Consider the following 20,504-nt stretch of genomic DNA (forward strand, 5'->3'; position numbering starts at 1 on the left):
CACTTATCTTGGAGTGACGGTGGAACCTTCTGGAGCTAAAATAGGACCATCCAGTAACGGATCCTCTGTTTGTTCCATCCATTGAACAAGCTTCTGATGCAATTCCTCCCTAATATGAGAATAGTTTGATTCGTCAATCAAGTTCGTTCGCTCTAGGGGGTCAATAAAGAGGTCGTAAAGTTGAGCTTTAGTCTGCTTTGGTCTTAAATTCATCCAATCAATATCGATCAGGAAACTTTTTGGATGTGAGCCATCAATATTTGTGAGAACAATATTTGGTTCTTCATAGTATACGATATACTTGTAACGAAGCGTACGGACGCATCGCATTGGCTCATAACTGGCATGATAGTTTACTTCCGCAAACAATTCATTACGAACAATATCCGTCTCTTTATTCAGTAGTGGAAGCAGTGACAAGCCCTGCAACCAATCCGGCTGCTTAATGCCAAGCCAATCACATATAGTAGGATATAAGTCCAATTGTGAGACAAGTGAGTCGACAACCTCTCCTTGCCTCTTATTACCGGGGAACTGCAGCATCAAAGCTACTCCGATGCCGGAATCCGTCAAGTTACATTTCATATTCGGATACGCAATGCCATGATCGGTTGTTAAAATGACCATCGTTTCCTGATCAAGTCCCGTCTCTACCAATGCTTCCATGATAATACCAACACATTTGTCGGCAACTCTCACTGCACTTAAATATCCTGCAGTATCAGCCCTATTACCCGGAGTATCTGCTATCATAAAGGGAGTCATGACATAATCGGGCTTTATATCCTCTTCAATCTTTGGAAAATTACGATGTGGATAGAACAGGCCCATAGACAAAAAGAAAGGCTTTGTTTTGGGCTCTCTTAAATATTCCGCTGCGGATTTGGCATTATGAATATCCCACCATGTCCGATCTTCTTCTATTGACTTGCGCATATGGATATTTTTATCTCCCAATATTATTTCATAACCTAACATCGACGCATGAGGTGCTTCGTGTTGAATGCCACATAACGCGGTCTCATATCCATTTCGCTTTAGAAAGCAGGATAAATGTGTTTCATAATCATTCCACTGAAAACCTCTGTGCGCCAAACCAAACATACCTACAGTATGCGGCGCCATACCGGACAATAAACCTGTTCTGCTCGGCGAACAGGTTGGACCAGCACAATACGCATTCCGAAACATGACACTATTGTTAGCGAACTCCATCATATTCGGTGCCGGCACCGGAGCACCATACGGCTCAATCCATCTTCCCATGTCGTGGGTGTGCAAATAAATAATATTCAATATCAGTTCTCCTTATATACAAGATAATCGGCATATTCACAAAGTGCTAATAACGCGAGACCTTGGGTAAATGGCGTAACATAGCATTCTCTGTCTTGGTATTCTTGCCATGACTCCAGTATTGGCGTGCCGCCCGAACCATTCAACACATAACCTTCTTCATCGATCCACCCTTGAAGCCGTTTAACAGCTCGGATAGCCATCTGTGAATGCTTCTCATCGACAAATCCTAAACGGATTCCCTTCATAACGGCATAAGCAATTCCCGCGGTCACTGAAGCTTCTGCATAAGTATCAGGATGGTCTAATACTGTCCTCCAACCACCCTCAGGACATTCCAGTGACGACAGAGAAGTTAGTTGTTGTTCCAACATTTTGATTATTGTGTCTCGGAGTGGATGATCGGAAGCGAGTTCGAGTAATTCAATTGCAGAGACTGCGATCCAGGCATTTCCCCTGCCCCATTTGACGCCAAGATGTCGCTTCTGCTGATCAGACCAACCGTGAAAATACAACCCATCTCTCACATCACGTAGATGATTCATATGAAGCAGCAACTGGTGAAGGCCTGAATCGATGTAGACGGAATTCCCTAATAACTTGCCTCTGGTCACCAAATAAATCACGCTCATAAACAACGTATCTGCCCACACTTGGTCACTATGCGACTTATGTTCAGTCGTATGAGCAATGGCTCCGGATGATATTCTGGGAGCGTCATTTAACACATATTCGTCATAGGTCTGAAATAATGCAGTCACTTCCGGCGATAGATCGGTTACCTTCTGCATTAACAAAATAGGAAGCATCATTGCGTTAGTGTTAACGCTTAAATTGGGTATATTATCCAAGTTATGGTACACCCATTCCTTCATGGCTCTCACATATTCATAGTTCTCGTTCCGTGCGAAGGCTTGATATATGCCGTAGAAAGCCACACCCATGTTCCAGCTCCAACTATCCCAGCGCCAAGACTGTTCCTCTTGTAAAGAATAATGAAGACTCTGATGCAAAGTTACTTTGACCATTTGATCAATCTTTGTTGTTACCCAAACACTTGAATCGCATTTCATTCCCTCGTTCATAACAACTCTCCACATCTACAAATTTTTATAGTGTACAAAAACGGCAACAGCCGTTTTTGTACACTATCTACCAGTAGTTAATTGGGGTTAAAGCTTAAATCGTTTGTAATCAAAATACGATCAATTTCCGAATTAGCTTCTTTCCCGTGATTGTTAATAAAATGCGTTCCTCTATGCAAATATCGCAGTGGCACATCAATCCATTCAAATGAATTATAGGTGTATCCTTCAACCTTGTTATGATTAAATCCCGCATTGTCTTTATTAAACTTATGATAAAAGGAGTTAGAACCCCCTCCCGAGAAATACACTCTGTACCACACTCTCCAATCATCCGTGTGCGGTATATTAACGCCTATCCCCGCCGTGAAAGGATTGTCGGGCGTTGTACTTGTTACCGGTACAAATATCGTTTTCCCATTTGATGCCCCCACTCTGTTATTTTGTAAAAATCCATCAAGAACCATATCTTCTGCTTCGATATAAAGGTATTTGTTGGAGATCGCTGGTACTTGCCAATTCGGATAAGACAAAGTACCCGAAACTCTCACCGTTTTACTGAGGTTATCGTCCAACGAATAACTCACATAATTGGATTTTAATAAATAGTTATTGTCGAATTCCGTGTCATTCACTTGACGCGAATGAATCGTGTTCGTAGACAGATCCTCTTGGATATACAATTCATCCACATTATCGGAGAAATTAATCGAATGCAATCCACCGCTAAACTTTTGAGCTTTCGACATACCTGATAATAAGCTGTAAAAGTCATTATGTGACATACCATCCGCTTTCTCCAATCTAATCGCATAACCCATTCTTCTGTCCGATTCGATCAAAGATACATTCGATTTACTATATAATACATAATTAGTTAAAGTGAACACCTGCTCACTATCTACCGTCTCTTCTTTCAACACGATCGGCAAAGAATTTGTTGCGACAGCATGCCCGGTTATGGAGATCACATCGGACTCCAGGAATCGGATTCCAATATAAGTGTCCCCTAAACGGTAAGTCAGAATGTCGGATGTGGACAAGGCTATATCAGTTCCGTCCCAGGTGCTATTATTTATACGAATATTGTTGTAATTGCCGCCAGGTGCTATTCTTCCTTTCAAGCCGAGATAACCCTTAGAGTAAATTTCCTTGTCCGTCGCACCTTTTGGATCAAAATTATAGCTTATAATCGCTTTATTCTCGTGTTGCACCGATGTTATCCAATGATGATTGAAATCATCTTCACCACGAGGGATATCGTCCGTTTGGAAATAAACACCATCCCTCTTACTACCGTTGTTTGCGATTATTTGCAAATCCAGTTCCTGTTCTTCACCGCTCAATTGCTTTTTGGTTGTATTAGTAATACCTAAACTGCTCCTTCTACCTGATTGTGTAGACAAAGAGAATTCATCATTAGAAAAAACCTGAACGTCAACTCGACTGAAGTGCGCTTGCCATGAAGTACTTGCAGCGTGTTTTTTGTTATAATAAATACCTTTTACATTCTGAATGGGCTGATAGTTGCTCAACAGTAATTCTACTCTCGGCTTATCAATCAAGCTTAGTGAACCTTCTTCGAGATAGAGGTATAGTGCAGTCAATACCGATGTGTTCGTTTCAGAGCCACTACTTCCTTTTGCACGTGAAGACACAGAAGAGATCATCTTACTGTTAGGTTCCACGTTGTGAACCAGCATGTACCAATGGAACTCCACAAGTTCTTTTAACTTGTTTTGCAATGTAGAATTGGACGCCTCACTGTACGCATTCTGTAGTGCAGCCAACTGAACAATATCGTAATTGTGAGATGAGTATTCATTGATGCCAAATTGTTTTGTAAATTCATAATACCTATTTGTCCATTCCAAAGCCTGGGATTCATTCCCTAATCCAACCATTGCATCAATCATGCCCAGATATATATTCCCATACCAGAGCGGCACATCATCCTCCATGTTTCGAATGCCTATTTCTGCTAGATTTAGAACATCTACTAGTTCATCCTGAACATCATTTTCTAAATCAGCATAATAGTGGTTAAAAATATAGGCAAGCGATGGTACAGAAAACACAACGACATTTTTGTCTGTAACTGCTAGGTCGCCATATACCTTCACGAACAAACCTTTATCACTTCCGGTTTTGATTTGCAATTGGAAAGCGTTCCGCAATAGTTCATTGACTGTATTAATATCGTCACTCGTTTTATTCACATCCTGCAGATAACATTGTGCCAGCCAGATAGCGTCCCTTGTATAATAATCGGAGCTTCCTTGAGGATCCTGTACTAAATGCAAATCAGAATTGTAATAAGGTTCGTAATAGGCGATACATTTCTCGATCAATTGTTGCTTTCGTTCATTAAAATTATAATTATCTGCGAAACTGGTATGATCCGGCCACAGGCTGAAAATTATCCCAAGCATCATTACGATTAAAATCTGTTTTTTCAAGAGTAACACCTACCCTGCAGAATTTATTGTAGTGCTTGATAATTTTCTTCTAGATAATCTTGCGTTGGATCCCAATTCGGAAAGATAAAATCATCCTTACTGACATCAATACCTTCAGAGCTTACTTCTTTGATCGCTGCTTCAAGACCTTTATTTAATTTATCGTTCAAATCGCTTAATGCCTTTTCTAAATCATAGTTATCTTTACTGACATACATTTGAATGATTTCATTAATATTAGGCTTTATTTTATTCTGATTTAGAGAACCAAGTTTCTGAATCACCTTTGAAACCTCTGGATTACGAATTGCTGGATCCGGCTCGATTCTGACATGTTTCATGTGAAGATCATAGAACGTTTTAAATTCGGGATATGGGTATAATGACTCATCCTTGTTCAACTCCGACATTGGGCTTAATGCAACTCCCGATTTGATAAATTCCTTGAAGTATTCCTTAGATCCCAACGCCTCAATTACTGCTCCTGCGGCTTCCGGGTTCGGGGTGTTCTTATTTACAACAAACCCTACATTCTCCGCAATTGATCCCATTAAGTAAGGAGTCGATCCATCCTTGGTCGGTACCGGCGCCATATTAAAGTTTGCATCAGGGACATCGCGTTTGATTAGCCACATGCGTGATCGCTGGTCGATCATAAACCCAACCTTCCCTTCACCTAACATCACATATGCTTCACTTCGTTTAATCGTATAAGAAGATGGCAATAAGCTACCGTCTTCTTTGAGTAGTTTGATGAAGCCTAATGTTTCCTGCCAAATCGGTTCATCATAGACATACTTCCCTGTCCTCCAATTTATTCCATTCTGTACTGAACCAATCTCCGGATCCGATCCTGCTGCAAGTGGGCGAATTTTGTTCTGCAAAAATCCAAGTTCCGAAAAAGCGAACACTATACCATATTTTTCGCCGTTTCCTTTCTCCGTGATTGTTTTCGACATTTCACGCAGCTCTGCCCATGTCTTTGGAGGAGCGTTATATCCCGCATCCTTCAATACATCGACGTTATAATAAAGCATGTCGGCGTATTCTAGCCCTTTCTGTGGGTAAGAATAAATCTGTCCATTGATTTTATTAATACCCTCAACAAATGAGCCCTTGTCAAATGCATCAATCCATTCTTGACTCACAATATTATTAATTGGTTGGATCCAACCATTGTCAATAATTTTGCGAATATCTGCACCGTCTGGGGTATGGAAAATGTCAGGTAAGTCGTTTGAAGCAACAGCAGCTTGTATAGCAGTATTATATTCAGATTTCGCAATGTATCGAACATTAACACTAATTTTCCCTTTGTTCTTTTCATTAAATTCATTAATGACCTTAACTGCCGGACCTTCTCCATTCAGTACATCCTGATATCCCCATAATTCAATTACCGTTTCCTTGTTTTCATTAATATCTCCCTCTGACGTGCTCCCATTGGGACTACAGGCTGATAACAATAAACATACAAATGTTAGAAACAGAAACATAAGTCCTCTTTGTATTGACATTTCTAACTGCCTCCTTTTTTTGTAAGACTATCTTAATACCTATATGTTAACAGCATATAGATGCTGCTTACATCCAAGACACTTATCCTTTCACAGCTCCTGCCACACCCTCAACAAAGTATCGTTGAAAGCAAATGAACACCACAATAATAGGTATCAAAGAGATGCTGGCCGCAGCTGCCATCCCTGTCCAATCCACACTAAACTCACCAACAAACTGGTACATTCCTACACCTAACGTACGTATATCTGGATTTGTAATGGAAAAAATCAATGGGACAAGAAAGGCATTCCATGCCCACATAAATTGAAGAATCGATGTTGTCGCGATAATCGGTTTTGATAAGGGCAACATAACTTGCACAAACGTTCGAAGAAAACCACAGCCATCAATTTCACTTGCTTCCTCCAACTCCTTAGGTAACTTGCTAAAATGGGCAGTAAACAACAAGATGAACAAGACGTGAGCTTGCGCAGTTTCTCCTAGGATCATTCCTAGCATTGTCCCATTCAAACCGATAGAATTGATTAACATATAAATCGGTATGATGGTAAATCCTTTAGGCATAAATAATGTAGCCGTAATTAATACTATAAACAGTTTACGTCCATGAAAGTGATATCTGCCTAACACATAACCGGTCATCGCACATAAGCTGACTACAATCAGCACAACGGATGTAGTGAACACAACGCTACTCATAAAATAGCTAGAAAAATTAGCAACATTCCATGCCCGGTCATAATTCTCCCACTGTAATTCCTCCGGAATGAGCGAAATGCCACCAATGATATATTCCGAATTTGTTTTCAGGGATGATGCAATCATCCAGATAAACGGGTAAATCCAAACAATTCCTAATGTCGTTAATAAACAATAAACAATAAATCTGGGGATGCTTCTTTTGATATATTGAGCTCTTCTCACACCTAACACCTCGTCTATTTTCTTGATTGACTTTTAACCTATACTTTTTTTACTCTTCCCCCCGGTAAACTTAACAAACAAGCCCATAACTAGAGAGACTAGAAAAACAGCTACTCCATACAATATACCTGCTGCTGAGGCAAACCCAATTCGTGCAACACCATCTTCAGCCGCGAAGGCGTATCGGTATACGTACACATCCACCATATCTGTTGCAAAAGCTGGTCCGCCTCCGGTCATTGTTTGAACCAAATCAAACACATGCAACGCGTTGACTGCGGATAAAAGCATGATGACAGTGCCTATCGGGATAAGCAGTGGTATAGTGATATGTCGAAAACTTTGAACAATTGAAGCACCATCGACCTTGGCCGCTTCATATAAGTCTTGCGGAAGAGACTGTAATCCCGCCAACCAATAGATCATTTTCATCCCGAATGTTTTCCATATTCCAACTAAAAGAACAACGATAAACGCAGTATCTGTAGAGCCCAGCCAATCGATCGCTTGGTTAATGATACCAAGGCTAAGCAAAACTTCATTAACTAAGCCTTTGTAAGCCCCGAAGATAAACCGCATCACAACACCGACAACGGCAGTCGTCGTAACAACAGGAAGAAAAATAAGCAGACGATAGAACGATGCGCCCTTAAGCCATTTCGCATTCAGCAACAATGCCATTAACAGTGCAAGTGGCACTTGAATCACCACAATGCCAAACATGAACACAAAGCTGTTACGAAATGCATTCCAAAAATAAGAATCGGATAAAATTTCAACAAAATTTTCGACACCTATAAAATTCTCTAAAGGACCTAGACCATCCCACTCAAAAAAACTGTACACATAACTCATAATCATCGGATAAATGGTAAACGCAAGATAAAGCAATAACTGAGGCAAGATAAATAAATAACACCACATCATTTTTTTGTTTTTTAATTTCACTAACGATCGTTCATTCATTTGCATGCTTCATCAACTCTTTCGTTTTATTCTTATCCAAGTATATTGGCTTCTTAATACATCCCGAAACCTCACAACCTTACAATTATTTATATTAATTTCATGAATTCCGTTAGTAATATCACACTGGATACCGATTCCAGAGGCGCTATAAAAAGATTGCAAGACAATTCGTATGTGGATGAACAAATAAGAACTTTAGCGCAGTCAGCGCACCGTGAATTAACCTTGTATGTTGATAAGTACTACTTGAGAATGTGTGAAAAAAAGTATAAATATATCCATTTTTTATACATTTAACTCCCGACAAATGGCGCAAGATACTTCAACTTTCTTTTCAATCCAGGAATACTATCTCGGAGAAGCTGTTTATTGATTATTCAGGCCTGAGCTCCCTGAAAGAATGAGAACAGCAAAGAACCTCTACGGAAGAGCGGAGCATAGGGCTCCAGCTATTCTATAGAGGTTCATTTTGTCTTGTTAGATCAGCTTGTGCGCATACCACTTCTTCCCGCGCAGACGCCAGAGGAAGATGGCTCCCCGCACGCCCCACTCCGAATTCATTGCTAGCCAAACGCCCAGAATGCCCATACCCAGCGTAATACCGAGCACATAGCCCAGAATGACCCGGAACAGCCACATCGTCAGCATGGAGGTGATGGAGGTGAATTTGGAATCTCCTGCTGCTCTCAATGCCGAAGGTAATATGAAGCTGATCGCCCATAAAGGCACCTGCATGATCGTATTGATCAGCAGAACCAGGAACAGATCATCCACGATGTCCGGCGGCGGATCAAACAGGCTGACCAGCGGGTGAAACAGCGGCATGACAATCAATCCGGTCAGCAGCAGCGATAGAGAACCGAGCCACAGAAAGGAACGGATGAACTTCCGCGCATCCTGAATATCCCCCCGCCCAATACACTGGCCGACCACCGTGACGATCGTCAGCGATAACGCTGCCGCGGGAATCTGGGTAATACCGGCCAAGGCGCCGCTGATCGCATGGGTCGCGATGGCGTAGGTGCCCAGGCTGACAATGAAGATCTGTGTGAGCAGCTTCCCGCCGTTGAAGAACATCTGCTCGGCCGCGAAGGGAACCCCGATAAACATAATCTTGCGCAGCATGGATACCGGGAAGTGAAACAGATCGCGGACCCGCAGATGAAGAGTCCCGTCCAGCTTGAACAGATAGTACAGGGCACAGGCCGCACCGACATAGCGGGCAATATTAATGGCCAGGGTCAATCCGTTGACCCCCATATCCATCAGCAGCACAAACACAACATTCAGCGCCACATACAGAAGATTCATGATCAGCGAGAGCACGAGCGAAGCCCGGCTTCGGCCAATCCCGCGCAATACCCCGCATACCGCCTGAACGATCCCGATACCGACATAGGATATACTGCTGCCGATGAGATAGGTTCGGGCGTTACCCAGCACCTCCGGGGAGGCCGAGCCGAATAGCAGCGACAGCACAGGATTGTGAAATGCCACCAGCAGCATGCCGATCCCGAAGGCAATCATGCTGACCGAGGCCACCGTTGCTGCTCCAGCCCTCGATACCATGTAGTTATCGCCGCTTCCCTTGTACTGCGCCACCACCACCGTTCCGCCGGTAGCGACCGCGACAAACAGGCTGATCATAAACATATTGAGCGAATCCACCATATTGACCGCACTGACCGCGGATACGCCGGAGGAGCTGATCATTGCGGTATTGATCAGGTTCAAGCCGATAATGAAAGCCTGATCCACCAGAATCGGCAAGAACAGGGCAAAAATCTGCCGATAATCCATCGACTCACCGCTGAAATATTTGTCCAGCAAGCCTGAAAGCCGCCATCTGGAAGGCTGCATCTGCATCACATTCTTTACTGTTTTATTGGCCGTCTCTTTTGACTAGGAGGATAGCACTCCGCCCCGTGCCTGTCAATGAAAGCGCATAAAAAAATGTGATGGCCAGACATTTCGGCCTGGCCTTGGATCTCGTGATCAATAGGGCTTTATCGTTACAATGGTTCCGTCCTCGTTATAGGTCAGCTCCGTATACTTCACACAGCGCAGGTGATTCACGCCGCCGGAGAGAGAGCTGTCATGGTAGAACAGATACCATTTGTCCTGAAATTTCACAATGGAATGATGGGTCGTCCAGCCGATGACCGGCTCCAGAATCACGCCCTGATACGTGTACGGACCATACAGATCACCGCTGACCGCATACACCAGCTTGTGGGTCGTTCCGGTGGAGTAGGACAAGTAGTACAGATCTTCATGCTTGTGGATCCAGGGTCCTTCAAAATATCGGCGCTCCTCATCCCCGGCCCGCAGCGGCTGACCTGTTTCGTCCAGAATGACGATCTCCTTGGGCTCGTGCTGAAAGGACCTCATATCGGATGACAGCAGCGCTGCCCGAGGACCGATTGCCGCTTGATCGGGAGCAGGACCCTCTCCTTCCGGGTTAAAGCTGCCTTCCTGCCATTTCTCCAGCTGCCCGCCCCATAAGCCGCCAAAAAACATATAGGCCAGTCCGCTATCATCTACATAGACCGCCGGATCAATGCTGAAGCTGCCTTCCATGTAGCTTGCCTCCGGCTGAAACGGACCCTCCGGCGCCGTGCTGACGGCGACGCCAATTCGGAAGATGCCGTCGTGATCTCTTGCCGGAAAGAACAGATAATACTTGCCGTCCTTTGAGGCAGCATCCGGGGCCCACAGCTGGGCAGACGCCCAGGGAATGTCGTTGAGGTGCAGCGCCTGGCCGTGATCTGTCACCGGTGCGCCCGGCGCATCCATAGACAGCACATGGTAATCCTCCATCGCATATTGATCGCCATTATCGTTCGTTTCTCCTGCATGCTCCAGATCATGCGAAGGGTACACATAAATACGTCCATTGAATACGTGTGCCGAGGGGTCGGCCGTATAGATATGAGTTACCAGCGGCTCGTTGGGCTTCTTGCTTTCAGTTGTCATGGTTTCAGATGCTCCTTTAAACTGGGAATAGATTTTCTGTACTGCATCGGGGAGATGTGAAGCCTTTTCTCAAACTCCTTCAAAAAATGGCTGTAATTACTGTAGCCGACGCGCTCGGCAATTTCGGTGATGCTATACTGTACCTCCTGCAGCAGCCGGGCTGCTTCCTGTATTCGCAGATCGTGGACGAAGATATGAAAGCTGACTCCATTCTTCTTCCTCAGCAGCTGTCCAAGATACGCGGGATGCAGATAAAATCGCTTCGCCAGGCTTTTTATGCTGAGCTTCTCCTGGTAATGCTCCTTCAGATACGCATTGATTTCCTGGACAACGCCGAGGGCCTCCTCCTCCCTGCACGACAGCAGCTGCCGAAAGCATTCCTGTCCATACTGGGACACCCGCTCCATAAGCGGCTCCAATCCAATGACAGACAGATCCACCTCCAGGAAATCCGGCGGCTCGGCAGCGGCGGCAGGATGCCGAGACATCGACCGCCGGACATACTCCCGGACGTGATGCATGCAGTATGCGGTCATGGTCTTCACCTGCTCCGGATGCACCCGGCGGGCTTTGAAGCCTGCCGCCGCCGTAGCGGCCGCGTCTACATATTCGGCCCAATCCAGCGTGGCGAGCGAACCCAAGATCCGGTTCAACCACGGTGCAGCTTCAGCATAATCGTTCGTGAAGCCTCTCCCTTGCACCGAGTGAATGCTCAGGACCCCCATATACGTGATGTCATAAAATTTATGCGCTATGGCCTCCTGCGCATCCCGCATGCTGGCCGCTATATGCAGAATCGAGGCTTGGCTGGACCCGCAAGCCATGTGGGTCCGAAAGCGTGCCAGCCTTACTGACAGATCCTGCAGCCGCTTGTCCAGCTCCCGCTGCGGCCCATATCCTCTGACCGCGAACACGATGGCCCATTGCCGCTCGGTCAGTGGCACCAGATACAGCTGCTCCTGTTCCCAAAGAAAGTGCTGAAGCCGCTGCTGTAGATCGCGTGAGCAGGGATCGGCACTGTGGATCAAGCACACCTGCCATCTAGCCCCTGACAGGTCCAGCGACTGCAGGATGGCCATGGCCTCCTCAGACAGCCCATGTCCTCGGAGCACAGCCTGTAAGGCTGTACTCCGAGCCTCCTGCTGTGCCGCCAGATGAATGAGCTGCTGCTTGTTGTGCGCTGACAGCCCCTCACATAGCAGATGGCTCCCCTTCATGAAAGAGCTTGTCTTCCTTGGCCTCCAGCCCTCGCTGGCTATCCGCCTTTCTTTCCGGTCTTTGAATGTGAATGATCCCAAGCATACTCCCTCCTTCCGGTATCCCGTCTGGCAAAAAGAGGCGTCACGGCAAGCTTCGGCCCTGATTTATTGCTGTCTGTACACCGTGGGCAGCAGCCCTGTTGTCCGCTTGAACATACGGATGAAATAATCCGCGTTGGAATAACCGACCTCCATGGCAATCTGATGTATGCTGCTCCCGGTATGTCTTAACAGCCGCTTGGCTTCTTCAATGCGCCGGCTGTGAATATAGGCCTTGAAGGAAACCCCGACTCTGCGTTTGATGATATATCCCAAATAATTAGGGTTCATATGAACGGCACGGGCCAGCTCCTGAAGCTGCAGGCCACTTCTGTACTCCTGATTGATCCGGGAGATGGCCTGCTCTACAGGACTGCTCTCCTTTCCCTCGTGCAATGAATCCAGAAGGACAGCCGCCTCATCATACAGGGTAAGGCCATAGGCTTTCAGTGTGAGGTAAGTGCTCAGCTCCTCCAGGCTCCCAGACCGGTACCTGAGACGTTCTAGGAGGGGAGCACCGTCACCGCCAAGCTGTGTAATCCGCCTGCACACCTCCAGCTCCAGCATGGAAATCCGAAGCCGAATCATGACAACATCCGGGACTCCCTTCTTCGTGAGGCGGAGTACCTGCTCCAGCTCCCTTACAAACAGCTCCCGCTCATGCTTCTCGATTCTGGCTGCCTCCAGGTGTACATCGTCCTCCAAGGTGAGTTCCGCCACTGCAGCGCTGCGCCTTCCCCCGCTTATAAAGCCGCTTCCAGCTTCATACTGCTTCTGTAGCAGCAGCTTTAATGCACTGGCATATAACGCATGAATAGAACCTCTTCCCCTCATCACAGGACTTATGGCGATCAGCACTGAAGGCCATACAGAGGCAAGGCGGCTGTACAGCTGCTCTCCTGCAGCATCAACGGCTTGGGGAGCTTTTAATATGACCAGCATCCGGCCTGCAGAGTCTGTAAACAGCTGATCCCAGGACAGGCACAGGCTCTCTTGAACCTGCTTCTGAAGCAGCGGGCTTTGTTCGCGGGTCTGAATCAGCATGCAGCTTAACGCATCCTCGCTTTCGATGCGCCATAGATCATACAGCTCCCGCTCCAGGGCGGGAGCCGTTTCTCCCTGCAGCAGAGTCTTCAGAAGATGATTGTAATACCATGCAAGACGCCGCCGCTCCAGCTCCTCCTGCGCAACATTTCGAGGCTTAGTCATGGTCTGCGGCAGCCCGTCCATCAACAGCCTGTGAATCACCCTTCCACCTCCAGGAGCCGGGATCTCACCCGGCATATCATTTCAGACCCGTTGCTCTCTTTATCATAAGGCTACCCTTTAAAGCATGTCATCCGAGGTAAATGTGCTATATATATCAAAAATTTGAGGTTAGACCGCAGGTGCGGATCATTTTTTTACTGAAACATCTCGCAGTATGGTAACGTATAACAATAATCACCATAACCGTATGAAGGAGGAAAATGATATGTTCTCAGATCCGATGGATGGGGGCTTTGGAGGTGGATTTGGAGGTGGACCGGGGCCTGTCTTTGAATTTATGTTTAACGTGTTTCCGATTATATTCGGTATCGTATTTGTGTTTATTCTATACACCATCATTCGCAGCGCCGTGCAGCATGCCAAGAATGCCCGCGCTCCCCGGGAGTCTTCGTATGTCCGGATTATTTCCAAGCGGACAGAGGTGACCCGCTCCAGCCACAATCATCATGATCACCACCATAACAGCAGCTCCTCCCGAACGTACTATTACATTACGCTGGAATTTGACAACGGGGAGCGAAAGGAATATCTGGACGTGAAAAAGCTGTACGGTCTTGTTACCGAAGGGGATACAGGCTATGCCGCGGTTCAGGGAGACTGGATCGTTGATTTTGAGCGGGAGCAGCCGGGAAGGCAAGCCGGCTTGTAGAAAGTTCTAATTTTACCGGGAACTCCAATGACACAATAACAACCGCCCTTTGTCACCTCATCGGCTTAGGGGCGGCTGTTATAGATGGGCAGGTTATTGCCCTGATCTCAATGGAATACTTAGCTCTTCTTTCGGAGCTTCTGTGGTATACATCCATACATAAACTGGCAGCTCTTGTGCTGTAAAGTTCTCGTAGACATCCATGTGGCGGTTATCCCCATCCCCCTTCAGCCCTGTCTTGGCTCGTTTCGCGTAATTACGTTTACCTCCCTCTTCCAAATAATAGGTCTGGTTTACGCCGCCAAACCGGGAATCCTGGCTTGAGGACTCCACATACAGATGACCGTCTTTTCGGTAATAGGTGAATTGAACAGGATACGCTCCCAGGCTGACCTCTACGCTTTGGCGCTGCTCGGAAATCCGGTTTAACAGAATCGGGGTTCCGTCCCCCTCGTGCTCATCGATCCGATGCTTGGCCACCAGCGTCATTGGAAGTCCCGCCAACTCGTCCGCCTTCAAGCCGTTCATTTCAAACCTTAGCTCGGTGGATTTTGAATAGTCTATAAGGCCGCTCCCACCCTGAAGGACGGTCTCTCCTGCATGAAGCTCAAACCTTTGATATGGCAGGAGCAGAACCTTCTCTTGATGCTTCAGGATCACCCGAACCTGGGTAGGTGTGATGATCAGCTCATGCACAGAGGTTCCACCCGGCACCTGCGGCAGCGGCACGTTCAGCTTCTCTTGGAAGGTGCTCTTCTCCATTTGTTTCTTGGAAAGCTGCAAGTCGATTCCCCATACTCCTGTTGACGTTCGGGCAGCTCGGCTATACACCATCTCAAAACGCGTATCCTCCTTCTGAAGCTGCTCGGCACTGAATACCTGCTCATTGATGACCTCACCGGGCTTACCCGGAGTCCCGAAAATTCCCGGCTTGCGCGCTGCCGTTCGATGCTGGTCAGATTTCTGCTCTATCTCGATCCGGACCCAGCCTGCTTGTTCTGGCTTGAAGTTCTCGGCGAATCGAAATACAGACCGCAGCAGCACTTCTCCTTCAGACTGGGGAAAGGATTGAATCAACAGTGACTCCACCCCATCCCGGCCGATCTTCAACTCTTGTGCTTCCGATTGCTTCGGATTGTACGATACCGGAAAGCGCGCCTCCTCCATGAAATGCACATCTTCGATGCCAAAGGTCAATTCACTCAGGGAACCGCTCGGTACCCATTCACTTTCAAAATATCCCTGTACCACTCCAAGCTGTTCATTATATCTCTGGTTAAAATCACCTTTAATGAGCTTTCCCTTATCATCTCTCAAGCTCAACTGGCCATAATCTATGGATTGTCCCTCCGTCACCGGACCAGGATCCAGTGAATATAGCAGAACCGTCCGATTCTCATCCGTAAAGGCGGTGTGTACCGTCAGCGTAATCCCGTTTCGGGTCACGGACTGCTCAATGGTTTGCCCGAGTCCATCCTCCAGAGCGGTCATGATCCCTGAGCGGTACGACAGAAGGTCAGACCAGTCATACTGAATGGCCGCATAGACCGGTACAGCCACCAGCGCTGCAGAGATCCCGAGGATCATAGCCGCTCTCTTGTGGAACCGCTGAGACACTACAGGCGTCCAGGACTTCACCCCAGCTTCGGCCTCGGTATGCAGCTCATTCTGCTGAATACGGCCCCACATCGCTTCAAAGTCTGGATAGGGTACGCCTCTGTCACTTTTCATCTGATTCTTGAGATCTCGTTCAAGGTGCTCCATACTGTCGTTCACCTCTCATATCATATAATTCCTTGCTTTCCAGCTTGCCCCGCAGCAGCTTGAGGGCTTTATGCAGCCGGGATTTTACCGTCCCTTGAGGCAAATTCAGCGACTGTGCAATTTCAGCGGTAGACAGCTCTCCAAGGTATCGAAGAACCACCACGGCCATGAGCTTCTCAGGCAATTGTCCCAGCAGCTTCTCCCACTCTTCCGACGATTCCCGCTTCAGCACCTGCGCATCTACAATAGGAACCGAAGCCTCTTGATGCTTCCGCATCCACTGCAGCTGAGGCTGCTTTACGGTTCGCCTCTGCTGCTTGCGCAGCAGATTCAAGCAGTGATTGACAGAGATCCGCAAAATCCAGGCTCGCAGCTGCTCAATCTCGTGCCAATCCTGGCGAAATACGGTGACGAATACGTCATGACATACATCCTCCGCATCCTGAACGTTACGCAGCATATAATAGCAGGTACGGTATACATCTTTGTTATAAGCATCAAACAGCTCTCGATCTGTCAATTTCAGAGCCCTCCTTTCCGGTACGTGATGTAATATAAACAACGGACCGGCTAAAACGGTTCATTATTTCGGACAAAAAGCAGACAAAAAAGACAGCCTCCGCTTTGGACGGTTCAACACGGTCCAAGCGGAGGCTGTCTGTATTTCATACATAGGTTCTATCACGTAACGCATAAGCTCCTCATCCGCAAAGCATGGCCTCGTAGACGTTCCCCTACCGCTTGCCGGAATCGAACGGCTCACCAACCGCTTTCGGTGCGTTAGAGGACTTGGAGAAGATGACCAGGGCAATCAGGGTGACCACGTACGGGAACACCTTTAGCACTACGGGCGGAATAACCGCCAGCGACGGAATGACCTGGGACACGTTCGCCACGGTGCTTGCAAACCCGAAGAAGAAGGTTGCGGCAAGCACACCCAGCGGCCTCCACTGACCGAAGATCAAGGACGCCAGCGCCAGGAAGCCAAGACCCGAGACGTTACCATTAAATTCTCCGGAGTAGGTCATGAGGATGGCGGCACCGCCAAGACCCGAGAAAGCACCGGAGATCAGCACGCCGGCGTAACGCATGGACTGCACCCGCACCCCGGCAGCTTCAGCCGCGTGCGGATGCTCTCCGCAGGCGCGCAGGCGCATTCCGAACGGCGTCTTGTACAGAACGACCGTGCTGACGGCGAGAATAATAAGCACGAACCAGGTCACAGGGTTACTCCGCGTGAAGAATAAATCCCCCAGAAAGGGAATGTCCGAGAGCAGCGGCACATTGAAGGGCTCAAAGATGCTGATGCGGATATTCCCGCTGCCCGTCATGTTCCGCGCGAGAAAGATCGTCAACGCGCCGGCGATCAGATTGATGGCCGTACCGCTAATGATCTGATTCGCGCTGAGGTTGATGCTGGCAAACGCATGCAGCACCGAGAACAGCATGCCGGCTGCCATAGCTGCCAGCAAGCCTACCCACAGCACCCAGGGCGCATCTCCATATTGCTCCTGAAGCTTGAAGGTCACAAAGGCGCCCATGAAGGAGCCGATGATCATCAAGCCGTCCAGACCAATGTTGACCACGCCGCTCCGTTCACTGAACAGGGCACCCAGGGCGGTAATCAGCAGCGGAATCGTGAACACGATCGCGTAGGGAAAAATTTGCTCAAGTGTCGTCCACATTGGTTCAGCCCCCCTGCTTCTTGTTCGCCGCACGGCGTGATTTGTATTTACGATACAAGCGATCCACGAGAATGCTCGTCGCTGCAAAATAAATAATAATCGCGATGATCGAATCCGCAATTTCCGGCGGTATATCGGTCATGGCGTTCATAAAGCCCCGGCCAGAGTAAAGCAGGCCGAAGAAAATAGCAGCCAGCAGCACGCCGAGCGGTGCGTTGGCACCCAGCAGTGCAACGGCAATGCCGTCAAAGCCCTGGCTCGGCAGGATGCCGATCTGAATGCTTGAGGCATTGCCCGTATACTGGGTTACTCCCGCAAGGCCTGCGATGCCGCCGGAGATAAACATCGACAGCACGATGCTCCGCTGCACCCCGATGCCGGCATACTCTGCCGCATGACGATTAAAGCCGACTGCCTTCAGCTCGTAGCCGAGCGTTGTTTTTTGAATCAGGAAGGCCACCAGAACAACACTGATCAAGGCGACGAACAGGCCCAGATTGATGTAGGAGCCTTGAAACAAATCGCTAAGCCCCTGCTGCTGGAGCAGGGCATTGGCCGGAAGCTGCCGGGATTCCGTCTCGCTGCTTCCCTTGAAGTAGGAAGGCACCGCATAGAACACAATCCAGTAGGCAATCCAGTTCATCATAATGGTGCTGACCACCTCATGCACGTTGTACCGGGCCTTTAGAATGCCCGGCACCAGCGCCCACAGCGCCCCGCCGATAAAGCCGGCAAGCACAATGACGACCAGAAGAAGGGCGCGGGGCAAGTCCAGCCAGTGGCCGACCGCCGTTGCACAGAAGCCGCCAAACAGCATCTGCCCCGCGGCCCCGATATTGAAGAGGCCGGTGCGGAACGCGAACGCGACGGACAGGCCTGTCAGAATGAGCGGGGTGGCGGTAGCGAGGGTGTTCCCGATCCGCTCCGGATTTTTCAGGCCGCCCTCGATCAGATATTTAAAGCCTTCCACCGGGTTGTGACCGGTTACAGCCATGAGCAGAACTCCGGCCAGCAGTCCGAGCAGGACGGCGACAAACGATTTTATACTGTTGTTCATGCGCTGCCCTCCTCTTTGCCATAACCGGCCATCATCAGGCCCAGCTCCTGTTCATTCGTTTCGGAAGCGTTCACGATGCCGACCAGCTCCCCGCTGTTAATGACCGCAATGCGGTCAGAGAGATTCAGAATTTCATCAAGCTCCAGCGAGACGAGCAGCACGGCTTTCCCTTTGTCCCGCTGCTCTACCAGGCGGCGGTGAATGTATTCAATCGATCCTACGTCCAGGCCCCGCGTGGGCTGCACAGCGATGAGGAGATCGGGATCACGCTCCACCTCACGCCCGATAATGGCCTTCTGCTGGTTCCCTCCGGACAGCGAGCGGGCCACAGAGCGGACACCGCTGCCAGAGCGCACGTCAAAGCTCTCAATAATATGCTCCGCATGCTCCCGCATCGCGTTCGGCTTCAGCAATCCATTTCGGGAAAATGGCGGCCGGTTGTACACTTCCAGCATCATATTCTCTTCCAGGCTGTAATCCAGCACAAGCCCGCGCTTGTGGCGGTCCTCCGGAATATGCCCGATGCCTCTGTCATTCCGCTCCCGGATCGACAGCTCGTGAATCGGCTTGCCGCTCAGCAGCACCTCGCCGCTCTCGGCCTTCTGCAGGCCGGTAATGGCCTCGATGAGCTCGGTCTGGCCATTGCCGTCCACGCCTGCAATGCCGACAATCTCGCCGGCGTGAACGCTCAGGCTAAAGCGCTTCAGCGCTTCTACCTTCTTGCTGTTCTTCACCGTCAGAGACGACACCTCCAGCACAGCAGCACCCGGAGTGCTCGCGGTCTTATCCACCTTGAAGGATACGCTGCGGCCGACCATCATCTCCGCCATGGCCTCCCGGCTCGTCTCCGCCACATCCACGGTGCCGATCGTCTTGCCGCGGCGGATGACGGTGCAGCGGTCTGCCACTGCCTTGATCTCCTTCAGCTTATGGGTGATAAGAATGATGGACTTGCCTTCCTTGGTCAGGTTCTTCATGATTTCCTGGAGATCGGTAATCTCCTGAGGAGTCAGCACCGCCGTCGGCTCGTCAAAGATAAGCACATCTGCATTGCGGTAAAGCATCTTCAGAATCTCCACCCGTTGCTGCATCCCGACCGAAATATCCTCAATCTTCGCATAAGGGTCCACGTTCAGGCCGTACTGCTTCGACAGCTCCCCGATCCGCTTCGCGGCCCTGTCCGTATCCATGAACAGTCCGAACTTGCGGGTTTCATAGCCCAAAATAATATTCTCCGTCACGGTAAACGGCTCGACCAGCTTAAAGTGCTGATGCACCATGCCAATGCCCAGCTTGTTGGCAACGTTCGGGCTCGTGATCCGCACTTCCTTGCCTTCGACCAGAATCCGGCCTCGATCCGGCTGATACATCCCGAACAGAATGCTCATCAGGGTCGATTTACCTGCGCCGTTTTCCCCGAGCAGAGCGTGAATCTCCCCTTTTCGCAATCTGAGTGTAATATCGTCGTTGGCAACGATGCCCGTGAATTCCTTTCGGATGCCCTCCATCTCGACAACGTAGTCCATAGGTTCGGCTCTCTCCTTCTTCATCC

The 20,504-nt window shown here is 48.6% G+C and carries 16 protein-coding genes; 1 reads left to right on the forward strand and 15 read right to left on the reverse strand.

Annotated features, from left to right (window positions below):
- Positions 1-3 precede the first annotated feature (3 nt).
- The 10 genes from ACH6EH_RS03495 to ACH6EH_RS03540 form a co-directional block, all read right to left on the reverse strand.
- A complete protein-coding gene (locus tag ACH6EH_RS03495) occupies positions 4-1,296 on the reverse strand; it encodes a sulfatase family protein (RefSeq protein ID WP_397331136.1) in 1,293 nt (430 codons plus the stop codon).
- Positions 1,297-1,298: 2 nt separating this feature from the next.
- The gene (locus ACH6EH_RS03500) at positions 1,299-2,381 is read right to left on the reverse strand and encodes a glycoside hydrolase family 88 protein (RefSeq protein WP_397331137.1); all 1,083 of its coding nucleotides are present in this window, start codon (positions 2,379-2,381) and stop codon (positions 1,299-1,301) included.
- A 77-nt stretch (positions 2,382-2,458) separates the two neighbouring features.
- Positions 2,459-4,840: a hypothetical protein gene (locus ACH6EH_RS03505; RefSeq protein WP_397331138.1), complete on the reverse strand. Its 2,382-nt coding sequence runs from the start codon at positions 4,838-4,840 to the stop codon at positions 2,459-2,461.
- A 23-nt stretch (positions 4,841-4,863) separates the two neighbouring features.
- Positions 4,864-6,357 (reverse strand): ABC transporter substrate-binding protein, encoded by a 1,494-nt coding sequence (locus ACH6EH_RS03510; RefSeq protein WP_397331139.1) that lies wholly within the window; start codon positions 6,355-6,357, stop codon positions 4,864-4,866.
- Positions 6,358-6,439: 82 nt separating this feature from the next.
- Positions 6,440-7,285 (reverse strand): carbohydrate ABC transporter permease, encoded by an 846-nt coding sequence (locus tag ACH6EH_RS03515; protein WP_397331140.1) that lies wholly within the window; start codon positions 7,283-7,285, stop codon positions 6,440-6,442.
- A gap of 33 nt (positions 7,286-7,318) precedes the next feature.
- Entirely contained in the window at positions 7,319-8,257 is a 939-nt protein-coding gene (locus ACH6EH_RS03520) for a carbohydrate ABC transporter permease (protein ID WP_397331141.1), read from the reverse strand.
- A gap of 474 nt (positions 8,258-8,731) precedes the next feature.
- Complete coding sequence (locus tag ACH6EH_RS03525) at positions 8,732-10,114, reverse strand: MATE family efflux transporter (RefSeq protein ID WP_397331142.1); 1,383 nt, start codon at positions 10,112-10,114, stop codon at positions 8,732-8,734.
- A 135-nt stretch (positions 10,115-10,249) separates the two neighbouring features.
- Entirely contained in the window at positions 10,250-11,230 is a 981-nt protein-coding gene (locus tag ACH6EH_RS03530; protein ID WP_397331143.1) for a glycoside hydrolase family 43 protein, read from the reverse strand.
- Positions 11,227-12,528: a helix-turn-helix transcriptional regulator gene (locus ACH6EH_RS03535; RefSeq protein WP_397331144.1), complete on the reverse strand. Its 1,302-nt coding sequence runs from the start codon at positions 12,526-12,528 to the stop codon at positions 11,227-11,229. Before ACH6EH_RS03535 ends, ACH6EH_RS03530 begins: the two co-directional genes overlap by 4 nt.
- 66 nt (positions 12,529-12,594) lie before the next feature.
- Positions 12,595-13,776 (reverse strand): helix-turn-helix domain-containing protein, encoded by a 1,182-nt coding sequence (locus ACH6EH_RS03540; RefSeq protein ID WP_397331145.1) that lies wholly within the window; start codon positions 13,774-13,776, stop codon positions 12,595-12,597.
- Between the two features lie 226 nt (positions 13,777-14,002).
- Here ACH6EH_RS03540 and ACH6EH_RS03545 point away from each other — a divergent pair, with 226 nt between their 5' ends.
- The gene (locus ACH6EH_RS03545; protein ID WP_397331146.1) at positions 14,003-14,446 is read left to right on the forward strand and encodes a DUF2500 domain-containing protein; all 444 of its coding nucleotides are present in this window, start codon (positions 14,003-14,005) and stop codon (positions 14,444-14,446) included.
- A gap of 93 nt (positions 14,447-14,539) precedes the next feature.
- Here the strand turns inward: ACH6EH_RS03545 and ACH6EH_RS03550 are convergent, their stop codons facing one another.
- From ACH6EH_RS03550 to ACH6EH_RS03570, 5 genes are all read right to left on the reverse strand, one after another.
- Entirely contained in the window at positions 14,540-16,210 is a 1,671-nt protein-coding gene (locus ACH6EH_RS03550) for a DUF4179 domain-containing protein (RefSeq protein ID WP_397331147.1), read from the reverse strand.
- On the reverse strand, positions 16,197-16,730 hold the full coding sequence (locus ACH6EH_RS03555; protein ID WP_397331148.1) for an RNA polymerase sigma factor: 534 nt from the start codon (positions 16,728-16,730) through the stop codon (positions 16,197-16,199). The genes ACH6EH_RS03550 and ACH6EH_RS03555 overlap by 14 nt, the downstream gene beginning before the upstream one ends.
- A gap of 214 nt (positions 16,731-16,944) precedes the next feature.
- A complete protein-coding gene (locus ACH6EH_RS03560; RefSeq protein ID WP_138224190.1) occupies positions 16,945-17,895 on the reverse strand; it encodes an ABC transporter permease in 951 nt (316 codons plus the stop codon).
- A gap of 4 nt (positions 17,896-17,899) precedes the next feature.
- Entirely contained in the window at positions 17,900-18,952 is a 1,053-nt protein-coding gene (locus ACH6EH_RS03565; RefSeq protein ID WP_138224189.1) for an ABC transporter permease, read from the reverse strand.
- A complete protein-coding gene (locus tag ACH6EH_RS03570; RefSeq protein WP_397331149.1) occupies positions 18,949-20,478 on the reverse strand; it encodes an ABC transporter ATP-binding protein in 1,530 nt (509 codons plus the stop codon). Before ACH6EH_RS03570 ends, ACH6EH_RS03565 begins: the two co-directional genes overlap by 4 nt.
- Positions 20,479-20,504 lie beyond the last annotated feature (26 nt).

Source organism: Paenibacillus sp. JSM ZJ436 (genome assembly GCF_044383795.1).
GTDB classification, from domain to species: domain Bacteria; phylum Bacillota; class Bacilli; order Paenibacillales; family Paenibacillaceae; genus Paenibacillus_AQ; species Paenibacillus_AQ algicola.